Origin of the sequence: Colwellia marinimaniae, from assembly GCF_002207865.1 — a bacterium.
In the GTDB taxonomy this organism is placed as follows: domain Bacteria; phylum Pseudomonadota; class Gammaproteobacteria; order Enterobacterales; family Alteromonadaceae; genus Colwellia; species Colwellia marinimaniae.
The window spans coordinates 39,766-55,900 of sequence record NZ_BDQM01000024.1; the positions used below are offsets into that span (position 1 = coordinate 39,766).

The following is a 16,135-nucleotide window of genomic DNA, read 5'->3' on the forward strand; positions in this document are numbered from 1 at the left end:
TTTTTTTTATTGGTGATTTTTTGCTGTTTAGCTAACGGCTTTTAACTCTTCATTTTGCAGTTGCGGACCAGCAGCAACTAATGCTTTACCGTTGTCAGTATCAGTGAACTTCTCAAAGTTATTGACAAAACGTTGTGCTAAGGCCGCTGCTTTATCATGCCAAATACTTGCATCTTCATAAGTATTACGAGGATCAAGAATGTCACCTTCAACACCGGCCAGTTTTATCGGGATTTCAAGATTAAACATTGGAATAATCGTTGTTTCAGCATTATCGATAGAACCATCTAAGATGGCATCAATGATGGCACGAGTCGCTTTGATAGAAATACGTTTGCCAGTACCATTCCAGCCGGTATTCACTAGGTAAGCTTCAGCGCCTGCAGCTGACATACGCTTGTGTAATACTTCAGCATACTGAGTTGGGTGTAGGCTTAAGAAAGCAGCACCAAAACAGCTGGAGAAAGTAGGTGTTGGCTCGGTGATACCACGTTCAGTACCCGCTAATTTCGCGGTAAAACCTGAAAGGAAGTAGTATTCAGTTTGCTCTGGCGTTAATTTAGCCACGGGTGGTAAAACACCAAAAGCATCAGCGGTTAAGAAAATAACTTTCTTAGCATGGCCGGCACGAGAAACGGGTTTGACGATATTGTCGATGTGGTGAATTGGGTAAGAAACACGAGTATTCTCAGTTTTTGAGTTATCGTCAAAATCAATTTTACCATTGGCATCAACCGTAACGTTTTCTAATAAGGCATCACGACGGATGGCATTATAGATGTCTGGTTCATTTTCTTTACTAAGGTTGATGGTTTTTGCATAACATCCGCCTTCAAAGTTAAATATACCGTTATCATCCCAACCATGTTCATCATCACCGATAAGTTGACGTTTAGGATCCGTTGATAAAGTAGTTTTACCCGTACCTGATAAACCGAAGAAAATAGCGGTGTCGCCATCTTTACCAACGTTGGCACTACAGTGCATAGATGCAACGCCTTGCAGCGGCAGGTAGTAGTTCATCATTGAGAACATACCTTTTTTCATTTCGCCGCCGTACCAGGTACCACCGATCAATTGAACTTTTTCAGTTAAGTTAAAAGCAACAAAGTTTTCAGAGTTCAAACCTTGTTCTTGCCATTTATCGTTAACGGTTTTAGCACCGTTCATGACGACAAAGTCAGGTTCATAATTTTCTAATTCAGCGTCAGTAGGACGAATGAACATGTTCTTAACAAAATGTGCTTGCCATGCTACTTGTGTAATGAAACGTACTTTTAACCGTGTTGCTTCATCAGCACCACAATAGGTATCAACCACAAATAAACGTTCGCCGCTTAATTGTGTGGTCACTAAATTTTTTAAGTGAGCCCAAGTTTCGGGAGTCATAGGTTTGTTATCATTTTTACCTTGATCAGACCACCATATTGTATCGCGTGTTACGTCATCACGAACAATATATTTATCTTTAGGAGAACGACCGGTAAATATACCCGTGTCTACATTAACTGCACCAAGTTCAGTCACTACGCCTTTATCAAAGCCTTCAAGGCCAGCTTTAGTTTCTTCACTAAAAAGTAACTCATACGATGGGTTATAGACAACTTCATTAACATCGTTGATGCCGTATTGTGACAAGTCAATTGAGTTTTTCGGGGCGGTCATAGCAAATTCACTCCTAAGTATGACAAATTTATATTTAAGTAAGTAGGTGATGAAGTGTACCGTGAAAGTTTTCACGCTGGCTTCATTCCGGCTATTTTAGGATAATAGCGATCAAAACGAAAGTAAAAAATAGTTTAATGTGAACGTTTTCACTATAAATGATATGAATGGTTAGTTTGAAGGGTGTTATTATTTAACCGAAATAGCTCTTAAGCTAGGTAAACAAAGGAGTATGACGATATTGACGCTAGCACTTAATTATCACAATGTGGAATAAATGATAATTAAGGCCGGCTATTATGGTTAGATTTTATTGAAAAAAAGCCGTTTTTTTAAGGGTTAACTTTCGAAATGAAACTTTTTAAGCTTAGTTCATCAAAATCATAAGTGGTGATGCAATAATCACAAGTCATGGAAATTTTACCTTGCTCGGCTAAGATAGCTTTTATTTCACTCGGCTCTATTTGTGCTATTGCCGCCAAACATTTATCAGCAGAGCAACCACATAAGTAACTAACCGCTTGTGGCTCGAAAAGATTAACTTGCTCTTGGTGGTATAAACGATAGAGCAAAGCTTCGGCTTCGAGTGAATATATTTCTTCACTTTTAATGGTATTGGTCAGCTGGCATAAGTGTTCAAAGTCAATGAGCTGTTTTTCTTTATTTTCAATACTATTATCGCTATCGGGTAATAATTGCACCAAAGCACCAGCAGTTAATTGCTGTTCACTATCACTAAATAGCCATATTTTAGTAGGAATTTGTTCTGAAACGTCAAAGTAATGGGCTAAGCAATCGGCTAGATTGTCTTTATCTAAGGCAACGACACCTTGATAAGCTTTACCTGCATCAGGGCGTATGGTAATAATCATGGTGCCTTTACCAATTAATTCTTGCAAAGTATTTGCTGAGGTTGTTGTCGTTAGTTTAACAATGCCGCGCATCTGCTGTTTATTGTTACCACTAACCGACATATAGCCGACAGGACCATCACCTTGCAATTGTACGGTAATATCACCTTCAAATTTCAACGTTGCAGTTAATAGGCAGGTAGCGCTGAGTAGTTCACCCAACAATTTAGCAACACCCGCAGGATAGTCATGATTGTTAAGAATACTTTTAAAACTGCTATTTAACTGAACAAGCTCACCACGGGCATGGGCATCGGTAAATAAGTAGCGATTTAATACATTGAATTGGCTCATGGAGGTTAGATCCTTTCTTTAAATTCACGTAGCTTTCTACGTTGTTTTTTATCTGGTTTAGTATCGCTAGCGGGACTTAATAAAATGCCTTGTTGACGCGCCAGGGCATTTTTTTCCCGGCTATCAATACTTTGCTTACTTTCTTGGTATAAGGTTTGAGCAAAAGTCGCGTTGCTTCGTTTTTCAGCTAAGGCCACTACGGTAATTATTTTTTCTTCAAATCCTTGTCTGATTTTTATTATATCACCGATTGATACCGCTTTACCTGACTTAGTGCGTTGGCCGTTGTAAAAAACTTTGCCACCATCAATCATTTGTTTGGCAATGGCTCGGGTTCGATAGAACCTTGCTGCCCAGAGCCATTTATCTAATCGAGTTGAGCTAGTTTGAGGGTTTTTGCTTGTTGACATAATAAACCTACACCGTGGAAATTTTTACCTGGAAATATGTCTGAAAATTAACATACCAGCGGTAGATTCTCTAGTCATAGCCTTTTTTGTTACCATTTTATTTACTAAAATCCCTTAAAAACTCAGGCTATGGCTTGTTGCTTAGCTTGTGGTCAAGTATCATCCGTGCTTATCTAACAGAAAGCTAACAAAAATATAACATTTAGTCTTTGCTATGTGTGGCAGGATTCTTTCATAAATAACAATAACAATAACAATAACAATAAGTAGATATGGCACTTCCCACTAACATGACAGATCTTTCATCCCTATTCTCTCAACTCGGTCATCGACGTGTTGCGCAATTAGTTATGATGCTGCTATTGACCTACATTGCTTATCTGGGCGCAAAAATCACTTGGTCAATAGTACCGCAAGCACAGTCAAATCAAAACACGTCACTTACCTCTAATACTCAAAGCCTAAATGCCAGTCAGGCCAATAAAGCCGTTGATGTTGCTAAAATACAGTCACTAAATCTCTTCGGCTTATATAATGACAACGACGTGGTCGAGGACGAAATTGAAATGGCTAACGTGCCAGAAACTAAATTAAATTTAATTTTAGTGGGTACAGTGGCTAGTGACGATAAATCAATAGCCGCAGCAATTATTGAATATCAAGGCAAGCAAGAAACCTACGGCATTGGTGATATTATCTTGGGCACCCGTGCTAATCTTGAACAAGTATTAAGGGACAGAGTGCTAATTAAGTTATCAGGCCGCCTAGAAACCCTCATGCTTGATGGCTTTGATTATAGGCAACCGGCACAAAAAGTAGCTAATAAGCCGGCCGCAAAAAGAAATCCAAGAAAAATAGCGCCTATATCTTCTCGTTCAGAGGTGATTGATCAACGAAACAATAAAAAATTAACCGCGACCGCGAAAACCTTACGTGCTGAATTTTCTCAAGACCCAGCAAAAATAGGTGACTATTTACGTATTTCACCCAAGCGTAAAAACGGTAAGATAATTGGCTATACCCTTAGGCCCGGGAAAAAACCTGAATTTTTCAAACTTGTCGGTCTAAAAGCGGGTGATGTTGCCATTGAAATGAATGGTTATGATTTAATTGCGCCAATACAGGCCATGCAAGCCATGGCTGAAATGAGGCAAGCACGTGATATTTCACTGCTGGTGAATCGCCAAGGCAGTTTGACTGAAATATTGATTAGCTTAGATTAAATAGCTGCAACGAATTAATTAACGTAACAATAAAGCGATAAAATTATCTATAAAGACCTTCTCGCAAGATTGTCTATAAAGATTTTCTATTAAAGTGAAGAAAGCAGAGACACTAATAATGATGAAAAAGTTTTTATTAATTTTAACGACAGCGATGGCATTTAATTTTTTATGCTACGTTGCTCAAGCCAGTGCCGCACAATACTCTCCTAATTTTAAAGGCACTGAAATTACCGAGTTCGTTAATATAGTCGGTAAGAATTTGAAGAAAACCATGATTATCGATCCTAACGTACGTGGCAAAATTAATGTCCGTAGTTATGATTTATTATCCGAAGAGCAATATTATCAGTTCTTTTTAAATGTCCTTGAAGTCTACGGTTATGCAGCTGTCGCTAAGGATAATAATATTGTTAAAATCATCCGTAATAAAGATGCTAAAACTGCCGCTATCCCGGTTATTGGCAGCGACAGTAATATCTTGGGTGATGAAATGGTCACCCGTGTTGTTGAAGTTAAAAATGTTACCGTCCGTGAATTAGTGCCCTTGTTACGACAATTATCTGACCAAGCTGGTGGTGGTAACGTAGTTAATTACGACCCGGCTAATGTCATCATGTTAACAGGCACGGCATCAACGGTTAACCGACTGGTTAAGATTATTGAGCGTGTTGATAGAGCTGGCGACCAAGCGGTGGAAATTATCAAGTTAAAATACGCTTCAGCGGGTGAAATGGTGCGTATCATCGAAGCCATGAATAAACCTAAAGGTGGTAAATCAGGTCAGCCAAGTTTCCTCATTCCTAGGATTGTTGCCGATGATAGATCAAATAGCGTTATTGTTAGTGGTGAAGTAAAAGCACGCGAGCGGGTAATCCGTTTGGTTAAACGCTTAGATAGCGAATTAGAAAATAATGGTAATACCCGGGTTTATTACCTGAAATACTCTAAAGCCGAAGATTTAGTTAAGGTATTGAAAGGGGTAAGTGATTCAATTTCTTCAGACAGCAAAAGTACCACAAGTAAATCGCGTAGCAGTACTAAACGTACTGTTAGTATTGAATCCCATGAAGCTACTAATAGTTTAGTAATAACCGCACAGCCTGATATGTTGCGTTCCTTAGAGGCAGTTATTCGCCAATTAGATATCCGTCGTGCGCAAGTCTTAATTGAGGCTATTATTGTTGAAGTCTATGAAACTGATGGTGTAAGTTTAGGGGTACAGTGGTATAACGAAGCGGGTGGTTTTACCCAATTCACCAATGGTCCAGCCAGTATTTCATCCATTGCCGCCGGCGTAAAAGCCGCGGAAGGGGAGGCAGGGTCTACTATTATCAAAGAAAATGGTGATACCATTGTTAACCCTGCTACTAATGGTGATTACAGCATACTTGGGCAAGTACTTGGCAATGTCAGCGGTATGATGTTTGGTATTGCCAAAAATGATTGGGGCGCGATAATACAAGCAATCAGCAGTAATACCAATTCAAATATATTGGCAACACCCAGTATTCTCACCTTAGACAATGAGGAGGCTTACTTTATTGTTGGTCAAGAAATACCTATTATCACCGGCTCTGCCACGGGCAGTAATAATGGGAATCCATTTCAAACGGTTGAGCGTCTAGAAGTGGGTATCAAACTGCGCGTGACACCGCAGGTTAATGAAGGTAATGCCATACAACTGGTTATTGAACAAGAAGTATCTTCGGTTAGTGGCTCTACTGGGGTCGATATCTCAATTAACAAAAGAGAAATAAAAACCACGATTATGACCGATAGTGGCGCGACTATTGTTTTAGGTGGTTTGATTGATGAAGATGTACAAGAAAGTGTGCAAAAGGTACCAATTCTAGGTGATATCCCCTTTATAGGTCATTTATTTAAATCAACCACCAATACCACCCGTAAACGTAATTTAATGGTATTTTTACGCGCGACCATTATTCGTGATGCGGGTTTTATGAATGAAATCAGTGAACAAAAGTATAACTTTATTCGCGCCGAGCAAATTCGTAAACACGAAGAGGGTCTGTCATTAATGAGTAATGACAATATGCCAATATTACCGCAGTGGCAGGATAAGTTAACGTTACCGCCATCATTTGAGGACTATCAGGAAAAACTTCAAGAAAAAAATATTGAATTACCTAAGCCGCCGACAGTAACAGAAGATAAGCACTAATGGCTGGTGACGTAGCAAAAACCGTCAGTGATAAGGCGGAGCCAACATCAGCTAATAGTTCTTGGTTGTTGCCATTTGCCTTTGCTAAACGCCATAGTGTGTTAATTTCTACCGATGCAGACACCGGCGGATATATTTTACACTGCTTAGCGGATGTTAATTTTGATATTATTGTCGAAGTTCGTCGCATACTGAAAGCGCCATTCAATTTCGACTATTTACAGCTGCCAGCGTTTGAATTGCTGCTAACCGAAGCCTACCAAAGAGATTCCTCCGAAGCGCAGCAAATGATGGAAGATATTGGCAATGAAGTGGACTTGTATTCACTGGCGGATGAGATTGTTGAAAGTGAAGATTTGCTTGAAAATGAAGATGATGCGCCAATTATTAAGCTAATCAATGCCATGCTCAGTGAAGCCATCAAAGAAAGCGCTTCCGATATTCATATTGAAACCTTTGAAAATAGCTTACAAATTCGCTTTCGCGTCGATGGTATTTTACGCGAAGTGCTAAAACCTAATCGCAAACTAGCTTCCTTGTTGGTTTCACGTATTAAGGTTATGGCCAAACTCGATATTGCTGAAAAACGAATTCCACAAGATGGTCGAATATCTCTGCGCATAGGTGGTCGGGCTGTTGATGTGCGGGTATCAACTATGCCAACAGGTCATGGCGAACGAGTGGTGTTAAGATTACTCGATAAAAATGCTGCTCGTCTGGATCTGAAAGACTTGGGTATGACCGACCAAAATCGAGCTACTTTCTCAACCCTTATTGAAAAACCTCATGGCATCATATTAGTTACGGGTCCTACCGGCTCAGGTAAAAGTACCACACTTTATGCAGGTCTCATGCAGATTGATGCCAAAGAACGTAATATTTTAACCTGCGAAGATCCGATTGAATACTCCATTGAAGGCATTGGACAAATGCAAGTAAATACTAAGGTGGATATGACCTTTGCTCGGGGACTACGTGCTATATTACGTCAAGATCCTGACGTGGTCATGGTCGGTGAAATTCGCGACTTAGAAACCGCACAAATTGCCGTGCAAGCCAGTTTAACTGGTCACTTAGTTTTATCTACCTTACATACTAATACTGCGGCGGGTGCTATCACCCGTATGGAAGATATGGGTGTAGAGCCATTTTTACTGTCTTCAAGTTTATTGGGCGTTTTGGCACAACGCCTAGTGCGAACGCTGTGCCGACATTGTAAAGAAAGTCACTTACCTGATGAAGAAGAGCGACATTTATTAGCCTTAGCTGACGATAATACAGCGGTAATATATCGCGCTGTTGGCTGTAAGGAGTGTAGTTTTAAAGGTTATCGTGGCCGAACGGGTATTCATGAACTATTACCGGTTGATGATAAAATACGAGAAATCATTCACAATGGTCATGGTGAGCAAGCCATTGAGAAATATGCGCGTCAAGCCAATGCCAGTATCCGTCGAGATGGCTTTGATAAAGTGATGTTAGGGATAACCACCTTAGAAGAAGTTTTACGTGTCACTCGTGAAGATTAAAGCGTAACAGTGCTCTAAGTAATCAATAAATACACAATAGTGAATTAACAGCGTGAATAGCATTCATATAACCAATATAACTAATATAAGTAAGCTTTATAAGTAATGGCAGCATTTGAATACCAAGCGGTAGATAGTCGCGGTAAAACTAAAAAAGGCGTTATCGAAGGTGATACGCCAAGACAAGTGCGTGGTTTGTTACGTGAGCAAGGCCTAATGCCTATCGCCGTCACCGCGACATTAGCCAAGAGCAAAGCGGGAAATGAGAAAAAAGGTTTCGCGGCTAGTTTCGGTCAAAGTACCGGCGGTAAAGTCTCGGCGGCAGAGTTAGCACTTATTACTCGTCAACTAGCGACATTGGTAGAGTCTGGTTTGCCGTTAGAAGAAGCTTTAATGGCTGTGGGTGAGCAATGTGAAAAGAACCGTATTAAAAGTATGATCATGGGTGTTCGTACCAAAGTGACCGAAGGTTATGGTTTATCCGAAAGTATGGCAGAATATCCCAAGGTATTTAATCGTCTGTATCGGGCTATGGTTGCCGCGGGTGAAAAATCTGGCCATCTTGATAAAGTACTTAACCGTTTGGCTGATTATACCGAAAAGCGCCAACAGATGCGCTCGCAACTAATCCAAGCACTGGTTTATCCTATTATTATGACCGTTGTTGCTGTCGGTGTTATCGCTATTTTATTAACCGCCGTGGTGCCAAAAATTGTCGGTCAGTTTGAACACATGGGTGAGAGTTTACCCGGTACTACCCAGTTTTTAATTGCCAGTAGTGATTTTCTGCGTGACTATGGCTTAGTATTGCTGATCTTGTTTGCGGCCCTGATGTTGCTGTTTTCACAGCTGTTGAAAAAACCAAATTTTGAAATGGCGTTTCACCGGAATTTATTACGGGTACCAGCCGTTGGCAAGGTAGTTAGAGGTATAAATACCGCTCGTTTTGCCAGAACTTTAAGTATTTTAACGGCCAGTGCCGTGCCTTTACTGGAAAGTATGCGTATTTCTGGACAAGTGCTCGATAATTTATATATTAAAAAGCAAGTGACAGCCGCCACCGATAAAGTGCGTGAAGGTTCAAGTTTGCGTGTGGCATTGGAGCAAACTAAATTGTTCCCCCCTATGATGCTGCATATGATCGCTAGTGGCGAAAAAAGTGGCAAGTTAGAACATATGTTAGGTCGTGCTGCGGATAACCAAGATAGAGAGTTCGATGCTTTGGTCAGCATCTCTTTAAAAGCATTTGAACCGGCACTTATGGTGGGTATGGCAGGGGTGGTGCTCTTTATTGTTATGGCAATTTTAGAACCAATTTTACAACTGAATAGCCTAGTGGGTGGCTAGGGCATTAATTGGCCTATGAGCCTATTAAGGGCAATGTAATTAATTTATCAGACGTTAGGAAAGCAATATGAATATGAAAAAAGCACAAGGTTTTAGCTTATTAGAAGTGATGGTGGTTATTGTAATTATAGGTATTATGGCCAGTGTGGTGGTACCTAGTTTAATGGGTAGCCAAGATAAAGCTAATTTGCAAAAAGCCATATCAGATGTTACTGCTTTAGAAACGTCATTGAGTTTATATAAGTTGGATAACTATGATTATCCAACCACAGAGCAAGGTTTGGAAGCCTTGGTTGAGCAAACCGATATTGAGCCAGAGCCACGTCGTTTTCCTGAAGGTGGCTATATTAAACGTTTACCAAAAGATCCTTGGGGTAATGACTATGTGTTATTGAATCCAGGTGAACAGGGTCGAATGGATGTGTTTTCAGTGGGGCCAGACGGTGAAGCCGGCACAGAAGATGACATCGGCAACTGGAACCTAGGCGACTTTCAGTAATTTCGTCTAATAAACGCTTACTCATCGTTGCAAAAATACTCGTTTAGTAAACTAAACGTCATATTTCGCGCCTTGATTAAGCGCCTTTTAGCCAGAAATTCACTTTAACAGCACGATGAAGGAAGACACGGCCAAGCCTACTATTTTATTATGAAATTTAAACATTCAAATTCATCATACTCAGCAGAGAAACACCGTGGCTTTACCTTAATTGAGGTGATGGTCGTTATTGTGTTGATTGGTCTTATGGCCAGCTTGGTGCAATTTAACTTTTCTGGCAATAATCCGGCAGATAAGTTAAAACATGAAAGTGCGCGTTTTGCCGCTATTTTTGCAGTGGCGGCAGATTACGGCATGCTCAATAACATTGAATTAGGTTTGGTCGTTAAAAAAGATAGTTATCAGTTTCTTGGTTATGACGGCACTCGATGGACTGAGATCCCTGAGCAAGACTGGCTAGCCAATGTCACCTTGCCGGAAGGTATAGAGTTGAGCTTAGAGCTTGATGATCTGCCCATCGACGAACCCTTGCTGTTTGACGCCGATACTTTTAGAGAAAAAGATGAAGACGATTTCACCTTACTGTCGAAAGAAGAACAAGAGGAAAAAATAATTCCACAAGTGTATATTCTCTCTGGTGGTGATATTAGCCCATTCAGCGTTACTTTTCGCTTAAATGAAGAGTTAGCCTATATTGTAGGCGCTGAAGATTTAGCTTATCGTGTTACCGGTATATATAGTGTGCCATTAACCATTGAAGGGCCAGTGCTCGATGAGCAATAAAATCACTCTCATTAGAAAAGTCAAACAAGGCGGTTTTACCTTACTTGAAGTAATGTTGGCCATGGCTGTTTTTGCTATTTCTGGTGTAGCACTGCTCGGTGTTGCCGATAATAACTATCGTCATATTAGTCATTTAGAAGAGCAAATGTTTGCTCAATGGGTCGCTTCAAATCAGCTAGTTGCAGTGAGTTTAGATAAAACGTGGCCGCCAAGAAATAACCGTAAAGGCAAAGTCGAGATGGCGGGTCGAACCTGGCATTGGCAGCAAAAAGTGATTAATACCACCAATAAAGAATTACGCGCTATTGTTATGGAAGTACGTTTAAATGAAGATGATGAGTTAGTTACGGCTAGCTTGATGACCTACCTCGCTCAGGAGAAACCCTGATGAAAGTAGGTACTACTATGGATAAAGTTTTTTTTAGCGATAAACAGCAAGGTTTTACCCTGCTTGAAGTACTGATCGCCATTTCGATATTTTCCGTGGTCAGTTTAGCCAGTTTTACCATTTTTGATACCGTGTTACGTGGTGATGAAAATTCAAAGATTCGCACGGAAAGACAAAATGAATTACAGCGTGCCTTTTTGTTGATTGAACGAGATTTTACCCAAATAGCAAAGCGCAGTATGCGAGTTAATGGTGAAGCGCCAACGAATAATTTTTTACAAACAGCAGACGATAGCTTTTTAGCGGATGATCAAGCTATCGCCTTTGTCCGTAATGGTTGGACTAATCCAGGGTTATTATTACCGCGTAGTGATATGCAAAGTGTTGCTTATCGACTCGAGGATGGCACCTTGCAGCGTTTACATTATAACTTTGTTGACGCTGTGGTCGGCCAAGAGCCAAGAGTTAGACCGCTAATAACCTTAGTGACAAGTTTAGCGTTTGAATTTTATGATGGCAGTAAATGGCAGGAAAAATGGTCTGGGCAAAAATTGCCACAAGCGATTGCTATTGAAATTGAAACTGAGGATTATGGTTTCATCCGTCGCCAGTTTTTAGTTGCCGGCGACCTCGCTACAGAAGAAAAGAGTAAGAGCTAGTTTATGGCTAATAAACCGTCAGTATTCAGTTTGGCGAGAGCAAGTCAACGAGGTGTGGCTCTTATTACCGTGATGCTAATTGTGGCTTTATGCTCAATTATTGCCGCGCAAATGACCACCCGATTGCATACACAAATGCAGCGTAGTATGAACATCAGTTTTAACCAGCAAGCCTATTGGTATGCCTTAGGCGCTGAGGCATTTACCAAACGAGTGTTAATAAAAGCCTTTAAAGATGAGCCTAAGGTCACCCATCTGGAACAAATTTGGGCAACAGAGACGACTACTTATCCGGTTGATTTTGGTGAAATTAGTGGTGAAATAACCGATTTACAAAGCTGTTTAAACCTTAACGCATTACACCCGCAAGCAAAAACAAAGGATGAGTCTGCTAATAGTGCTTCAGGCAACTCTTCGGGCTCATCAAAAACTGCGGGTAGCCAAGCAAGTAAATCAGCCAGTGACAAACAGTTACCAGCAGCAACAGTACTAGCAGGGCTTCTCGTCAACTTAAATATTGACGGAGTGGGCAACTTTGAAGCTGAAGCCATGGTTAATGCCTTAACCGATTGGCTTGATGACAATGATTTGATAACAGGAGCAGGTGGTGCCGAGGATAACGATTATGCTGCTCGTGAGTTTCCTTATCTTGCCGCCAATAGTTATTTAGCCAGCGTCAATGAATTAAGATTAATTGAGCACTTTAGCCCAGCCATTATCTTAGCGTTAACACCTTATGTGTGTGTGCTGCCACAAAATAGTCAACATCTAATAAATATCAATACCCTAGATGCAGAAAAACCTGAGTTATTACAAGCTTTACTTGATTCGAGTCTAGATGATGCACAAGAAATACTCAACGCACGGGACAGCTCAGGTTATGATAATTTAGATGATTTCTATCAACTGCCAGAGTTAAGTAAAATTAATCTGGCAAAGTGGCAAAAAGCGCAGTTTGTCGTTGATAGTCAATATTTTAAATTAAAAGCCAGTGCCCGTTTTAACAATAGCTATTTTGCCATGAGCTCAATAATGAAAGTTAATGAATCTAAACAAATTCAAGTAATTAGTCGTACTATAGGACGTAACTAGTGACAGAAACATTATTTATCCGTCTGGGAAGTCAAGCACACGATACCATTCATTGGTTAGTTGTTGCCGAAACAAGCAGTAATAACCAGGAAATTATTGCCAGTGGCGAACTAAAGGGTGCTCAGCAGCTAAGTGAGCTAACCAGTAAAGCAGAACATCGATTGGTTAAGGTGTTGGTACCAGGCTGCGATGTGCTGTTGAAATCGGTAAAAGTACCGGCAAAATCTGCCCGTGCAATCCGTTTAGCCGTACCCTATATGTTAGAAGATAATTTAGCCGAAGAGGTTGAACAGCTATTTTTTGCTTATGCCGATTTAGCCAGTGATGACCAGGGGAATAATTGTTTCACCGCTATTGTTGCCCATAGTCAAATGCAGCAATGGCTGACATGGTTAACTGATGCCGATCTTAGCACCAAGTTTATTTTACCCGATGTCTTGGCTATGCCTATGATGGCCGACGGGTGGAGCGCCATTACCTTGGGCGATGGTAGCCAGCAGCAAGTGATTGTGCGCCAAGGCCTTTGGCAGGGTTTTGTCTTAGATGCCAGTGCTTGGCAATGGCAATGTCAGGCGTTTGCTAATGAGCAAGCAGCTGAAGATAAAGAGGGCGATGATCAGCAAGCAAGGATTGCCATTCACGCTTTTTCGCCCTTGGCTAATAGTGAGCAGTTAGCGCTGACCGCTATGCCTGAAGAATTACCGCTGGCACTGATGGCAAAAAATTATCACAGTAAATTAAGTCGTTTTAATTTACTGCAAGGGCAGTACAAAGTTAAAGAGTCGCGCAGTAATGCCGGACGACAGTGGTTATGGGTCGCAGGTGTTGCCTTATTTGCGCTTTCGTTGAACTTATCCTACAAGGGTGCACAGTTGTGGCAGTTCAATGCTGAGCGCGATAATGTTCAGCAACGTATTATTGCCCATTATAAAAAGGCTTTTCCGAACACCAAAAGAGTACGGGTTGCCACGATAAAATCGCAATTGAATCGAGAATTAGCCTTGTTGGGTGGTGTTAGTGATAGGCAAGGGTTTTTGGCTATGTTGGCTAAGTTACAACCCGCTTTTGCCAAAGTACCGGCGCTAAAACCTGAGACGTTAAAGTTTGATGGTAAGCGCCAAGAGTTACGTATTCAAGCAACAGCTAAAGATTATCAAGCCTTCGAGCAGTTCAGTGTTGCGTTAGCTGCCGCTAACTTAACCGTTAAGCAAGGTTCACAAAATAACCAAGGTGATCTAGTTACCGGCTCCTTTAGTATATCGACTAAAAGCAGTAATAAAGGCAAAAGAAATCGTAAATCTGCCGCCAAAAAGCGTAGTAATAAAAACAATAAGGAAACATCATAATGAAAGCATGGTGGCAACAACTAAACAGTCGAGAGCAGAGTCTTGTCGCAGCAATGGCCCTTGTTTTTATCGTTTTTATTTTTTATAGCGCCATTTGGCAACCTTTAAATAATAGCTTAACTGAAGCGCGTAGTAAGTTAGTCAGACAGCAACAATTATTATCTTGGGTAGAAGAAAATACTGCTTTGTACCAACAGGCTAAACGCTCAGGTGGCACAGCAAAATTGAGTGGTAGCATAGCGAGTGTGGCAAACCGTAGTGCCAAGACCTACAAATTAACCATTACCCGTATGCAACCTCAGGGTGATGACTTACAAGTATGGATAGACAGTACCCCCTTTACCCAACTACTGTTTTGGTTAGAGCACTTAGTAAATAATGAAGGTTTGCAAGTTAAAGCGATTGATTTAACCCATGGTGATAGTGACGGCGAAGTGAAAGTACGTCGATTACATCTTACTCGGATATGATCTAACCGATCAACACTAACATAACTAGCTTTTGGGCAAGTCATTAGTAAGTGATAATGACTGATGATTAAAATAGCCTAGTTAATGTTACTTAGTTCATAGTCAGCAGTTACCGAATAACCGCATAATAGAAGATAGAGAAATCAGATGAAGAAGTGGTTTGCTTTTACGGCAATTTTTTTGAGCAGTTACGTAGTCTTTCTAGTGGCCACCATGCCGCTAGCATTAATAATCAATACTATCGAACTACCCAAACATATTAAAATTGGTACTGTCTCTGGCTCAATTTGGCAAGGTGAAATTGCTGGGGTTATGGTCAGTAATACACAAATTCAGCAGGTTAAAACTCAGCTTAGCTTTTGGTCATTGTTGAGTTTATCACCAAAATTAAAGGTTGTTTTTGGTGATACTATGCTTGCTGGGGCTGAGGGTAAGTTCACCTTAACAGTTTCCAGCAAAACATTGATATTCAAGGATGTAGAGCTTTTTATATCGGCCAATGAGATTGCTAAACAATTACCTTTACCAATCCCTGTCATCGCACAAGGCAATGTCGAACTAAAATTTGCTGAGTTAAACTTAAATATTGAGGGCAATTTAACTTGTCAGCACGCACAAGGGCAAGTTAGTTGGTTACGTTCAGGGGTGGTCGCTTTAGATAACAATATCAAGTTAGGTAAACTTTCTGCGGATATGCATTGTGAACAAGGTGATTTAATAGCACAGATATCAGCTAAAAATAATCTAGGTTTGAGCTTTACTGCGCGTTTATCTTTAGCCCAGAAAAAAGCATCTGGTCAGGGATATTTAGAGCCTGGCGCTAAGTTCCCTGCTCAGTTAAAGTCGGCGTTAGTTTTTCTCGGGCGTCCTGATCAGCAAGGGCGTTATCCGTTAAGGTTTTAGCTCTGCATCGCATATTTGTGGCAAGGTCGGGCAATCCTCGGCCTTGAGTTTGCCTTGTTCAATCCTGCCGCCAAGACCTTGTAGCCCACCGGTATTTAATAAAGTTTAGTAACACGATGCGCTCATTTCGCTTCAGTCTAAGCTAGCCTTGCGCTAATGAAGCAAGCTGACTACCAACTAATTACTCATCAACTTTAGTAAGAATCGGCCAATCCTCAGCCTTGAGTTTGCCTTGTTCAATCATGCCGCCAAGACCTTGTAGTCCACCGGTATTTAATAAAGTTTAGTAACACGATGCGCTCATTTCGCTTCAGTCTAAGCTAGCCTTGCGCTAATGAAGCAAGCTGACTACCAACTAATTACTCATCAACTTTAGTAAGAATCGGCCAATCCTCAGCCTTGAGTTTGCCTTGTTCAATCATGCCGCCAAG

At 40.8% G+C, this 16,135-nt stretch carries 15 protein-coding genes; 12 read left to right on the top strand and 3 right to left on the bottom strand.

The genetic code is table 11. From position 1 onward, the window contains the following. Nucleotides 1–27: 27 nt before the first annotated feature. From pckA to MTCD1_RS13290, 3 genes are all read right to left on the bottom strand, one after another. A complete protein-coding gene (pckA, locus tag MTCD1_RS13280) occupies nucleotides 28–1,665 on the bottom strand; it encodes a phosphoenolpyruvate carboxykinase (ATP) (RefSeq protein WP_057182750.1) in 1,638 nt (545 codons plus the stop codon). A gap of 332 nt (nucleotides 1,666–1,997) precedes the next feature. Then, nucleotides 1,998–2,870, bottom strand: coding sequence for an Hsp33 family molecular chaperone HslO (gene hslO, locus MTCD1_RS13285; RefSeq protein ID WP_057182748.1), 873 nt, complete (start codon nucleotides 2,868–2,870; stop codon nucleotides 1,998–2,000). Between the two features lie 5 nt (nucleotides 2,871–2,875). Continuing rightward, the gene (locus tag MTCD1_RS13290) at nucleotides 2,876–3,280 is read right to left on the bottom strand and encodes an RNA-binding S4 domain-containing protein (protein WP_057182746.1); all 405 of its coding nucleotides are present in this window, start codon (nucleotides 3,278–3,280) and stop codon (nucleotides 2,876–2,878) included. Between the two features lie 290 nt (nucleotides 3,281–3,570). On the opposite strand from MTCD1_RS13290, the gene gspC reads away from it, so the two are divergent. The 12 genes from gspC (at nucleotide 3,571) to MTCD1_RS13350 (ending at nucleotide 15,704) form a co-directional block, all read left to right on the top strand. Next, a complete protein-coding gene (gspC, locus tag MTCD1_RS13295; protein ID WP_082606599.1) occupies nucleotides 3,571–4,503 on the top strand; it encodes a type II secretion system protein GspC in 933 nt (310 codons plus the stop codon). A gap of 118 nt (nucleotides 4,504–4,621) precedes the next feature. Next, nucleotides 4,622–6,688: a type II secretion system secretin GspD gene (gene gspD / locus MTCD1_RS13300; protein WP_057182742.1), complete on the top strand. Its 2,067-nt coding sequence runs from the start codon at nucleotides 4,622–4,624 to the stop codon at nucleotides 6,686–6,688. Next, on the top strand, nucleotides 6,688–8,217 hold the full coding sequence (gene gspE, locus MTCD1_RS13305) for a type II secretion system ATPase GspE (protein ID WP_057182740.1): 1,530 nt from the start codon (nucleotides 6,688–6,690) through the stop codon (nucleotides 8,215–8,217). Before gspD ends, gspE begins: the two co-directional genes overlap by 1 nt. A gap of 105 nt (nucleotides 8,218–8,322) precedes the next feature. Next, a complete protein-coding gene (gene gspF, locus MTCD1_RS13310; protein WP_057182738.1) occupies nucleotides 8,323–9,564 on the top strand; it encodes a type II secretion system inner membrane protein GspF in 1,242 nt (413 codons plus the stop codon). Nucleotides 9,565–9,631: 67 nt separating this feature from the next. After that, nucleotides 9,632–10,063 carry a type II secretion system major pseudopilin GspG gene (gene gspG, locus MTCD1_RS13315; protein ID WP_057182736.1) on the top strand — a complete coding sequence of 144 codons (432 nt, stop codon included), beginning with the start codon at nucleotides 9,632–9,634 and terminating at the stop codon, nucleotides 10,061–10,063. A gap of 150 nt (nucleotides 10,064–10,213) precedes the next feature. Further along, complete coding sequence (gene gspH, locus MTCD1_RS13320; RefSeq protein WP_057182734.1) at nucleotides 10,214–10,846, top strand: type II secretion system minor pseudopilin GspH; 633 nt, start codon at nucleotides 10,214–10,216, stop codon at nucleotides 10,844–10,846. Continuing rightward, a complete protein-coding gene (gspI, locus tag MTCD1_RS13325; protein WP_057182732.1) occupies nucleotides 10,836–11,234 on the top strand; it encodes a type II secretion system minor pseudopilin GspI in 399 nt (132 codons plus the stop codon). Before gspH ends, gspI begins: the two co-directional genes overlap by 11 nt. After that, on the top strand, nucleotides 11,234–11,893 hold the full coding sequence (gene gspJ / locus MTCD1_RS13330; protein WP_057182730.1) for a type II secretion system minor pseudopilin GspJ: 660 nt from the start codon (nucleotides 11,234–11,236) through the stop codon (nucleotides 11,891–11,893). Before gspI ends, gspJ begins: the two co-directional genes overlap by 1 nt. Before the next feature lie 3 nt (nucleotides 11,894–11,896). Then, nucleotides 11,897–12,985 (top strand): type II secretion system minor pseudopilin GspK, encoded by a 1,089-nt coding sequence (gspK, locus tag MTCD1_RS13335; RefSeq protein ID WP_057182728.1) that lies wholly within the window; start codon nucleotides 11,897–11,899, stop codon nucleotides 12,983–12,985. Beyond that, entirely contained in the window at nucleotides 12,985–14,331 is a 1,347-nt protein-coding gene (gene gspL, locus MTCD1_RS13340) for a type II secretion system protein GspL (RefSeq protein ID WP_057182727.1), read from the top strand. Before gspK ends, gspL begins: the two co-directional genes overlap by 1 nt. Further along, complete coding sequence (locus tag MTCD1_RS13345) at nucleotides 14,331–14,801, top strand: type II secretion system protein M (RefSeq protein ID WP_057182725.1); 471 nt, start codon at nucleotides 14,331–14,333, stop codon at nucleotides 14,799–14,801. Before gspL ends, MTCD1_RS13345 begins: the two co-directional genes overlap by 1 nt. Before the next feature lie 147 nt (nucleotides 14,802–14,948). Then, nucleotides 14,949–15,704, top strand: a complete 756-nt coding sequence (locus tag MTCD1_RS13350; RefSeq protein ID WP_057182723.1) for a type II secretion system protein N — start codon at nucleotides 14,949–14,951, stop codon at nucleotides 15,702–15,704. Nucleotides 15,705–16,135 lie beyond the last annotated feature (431 nt).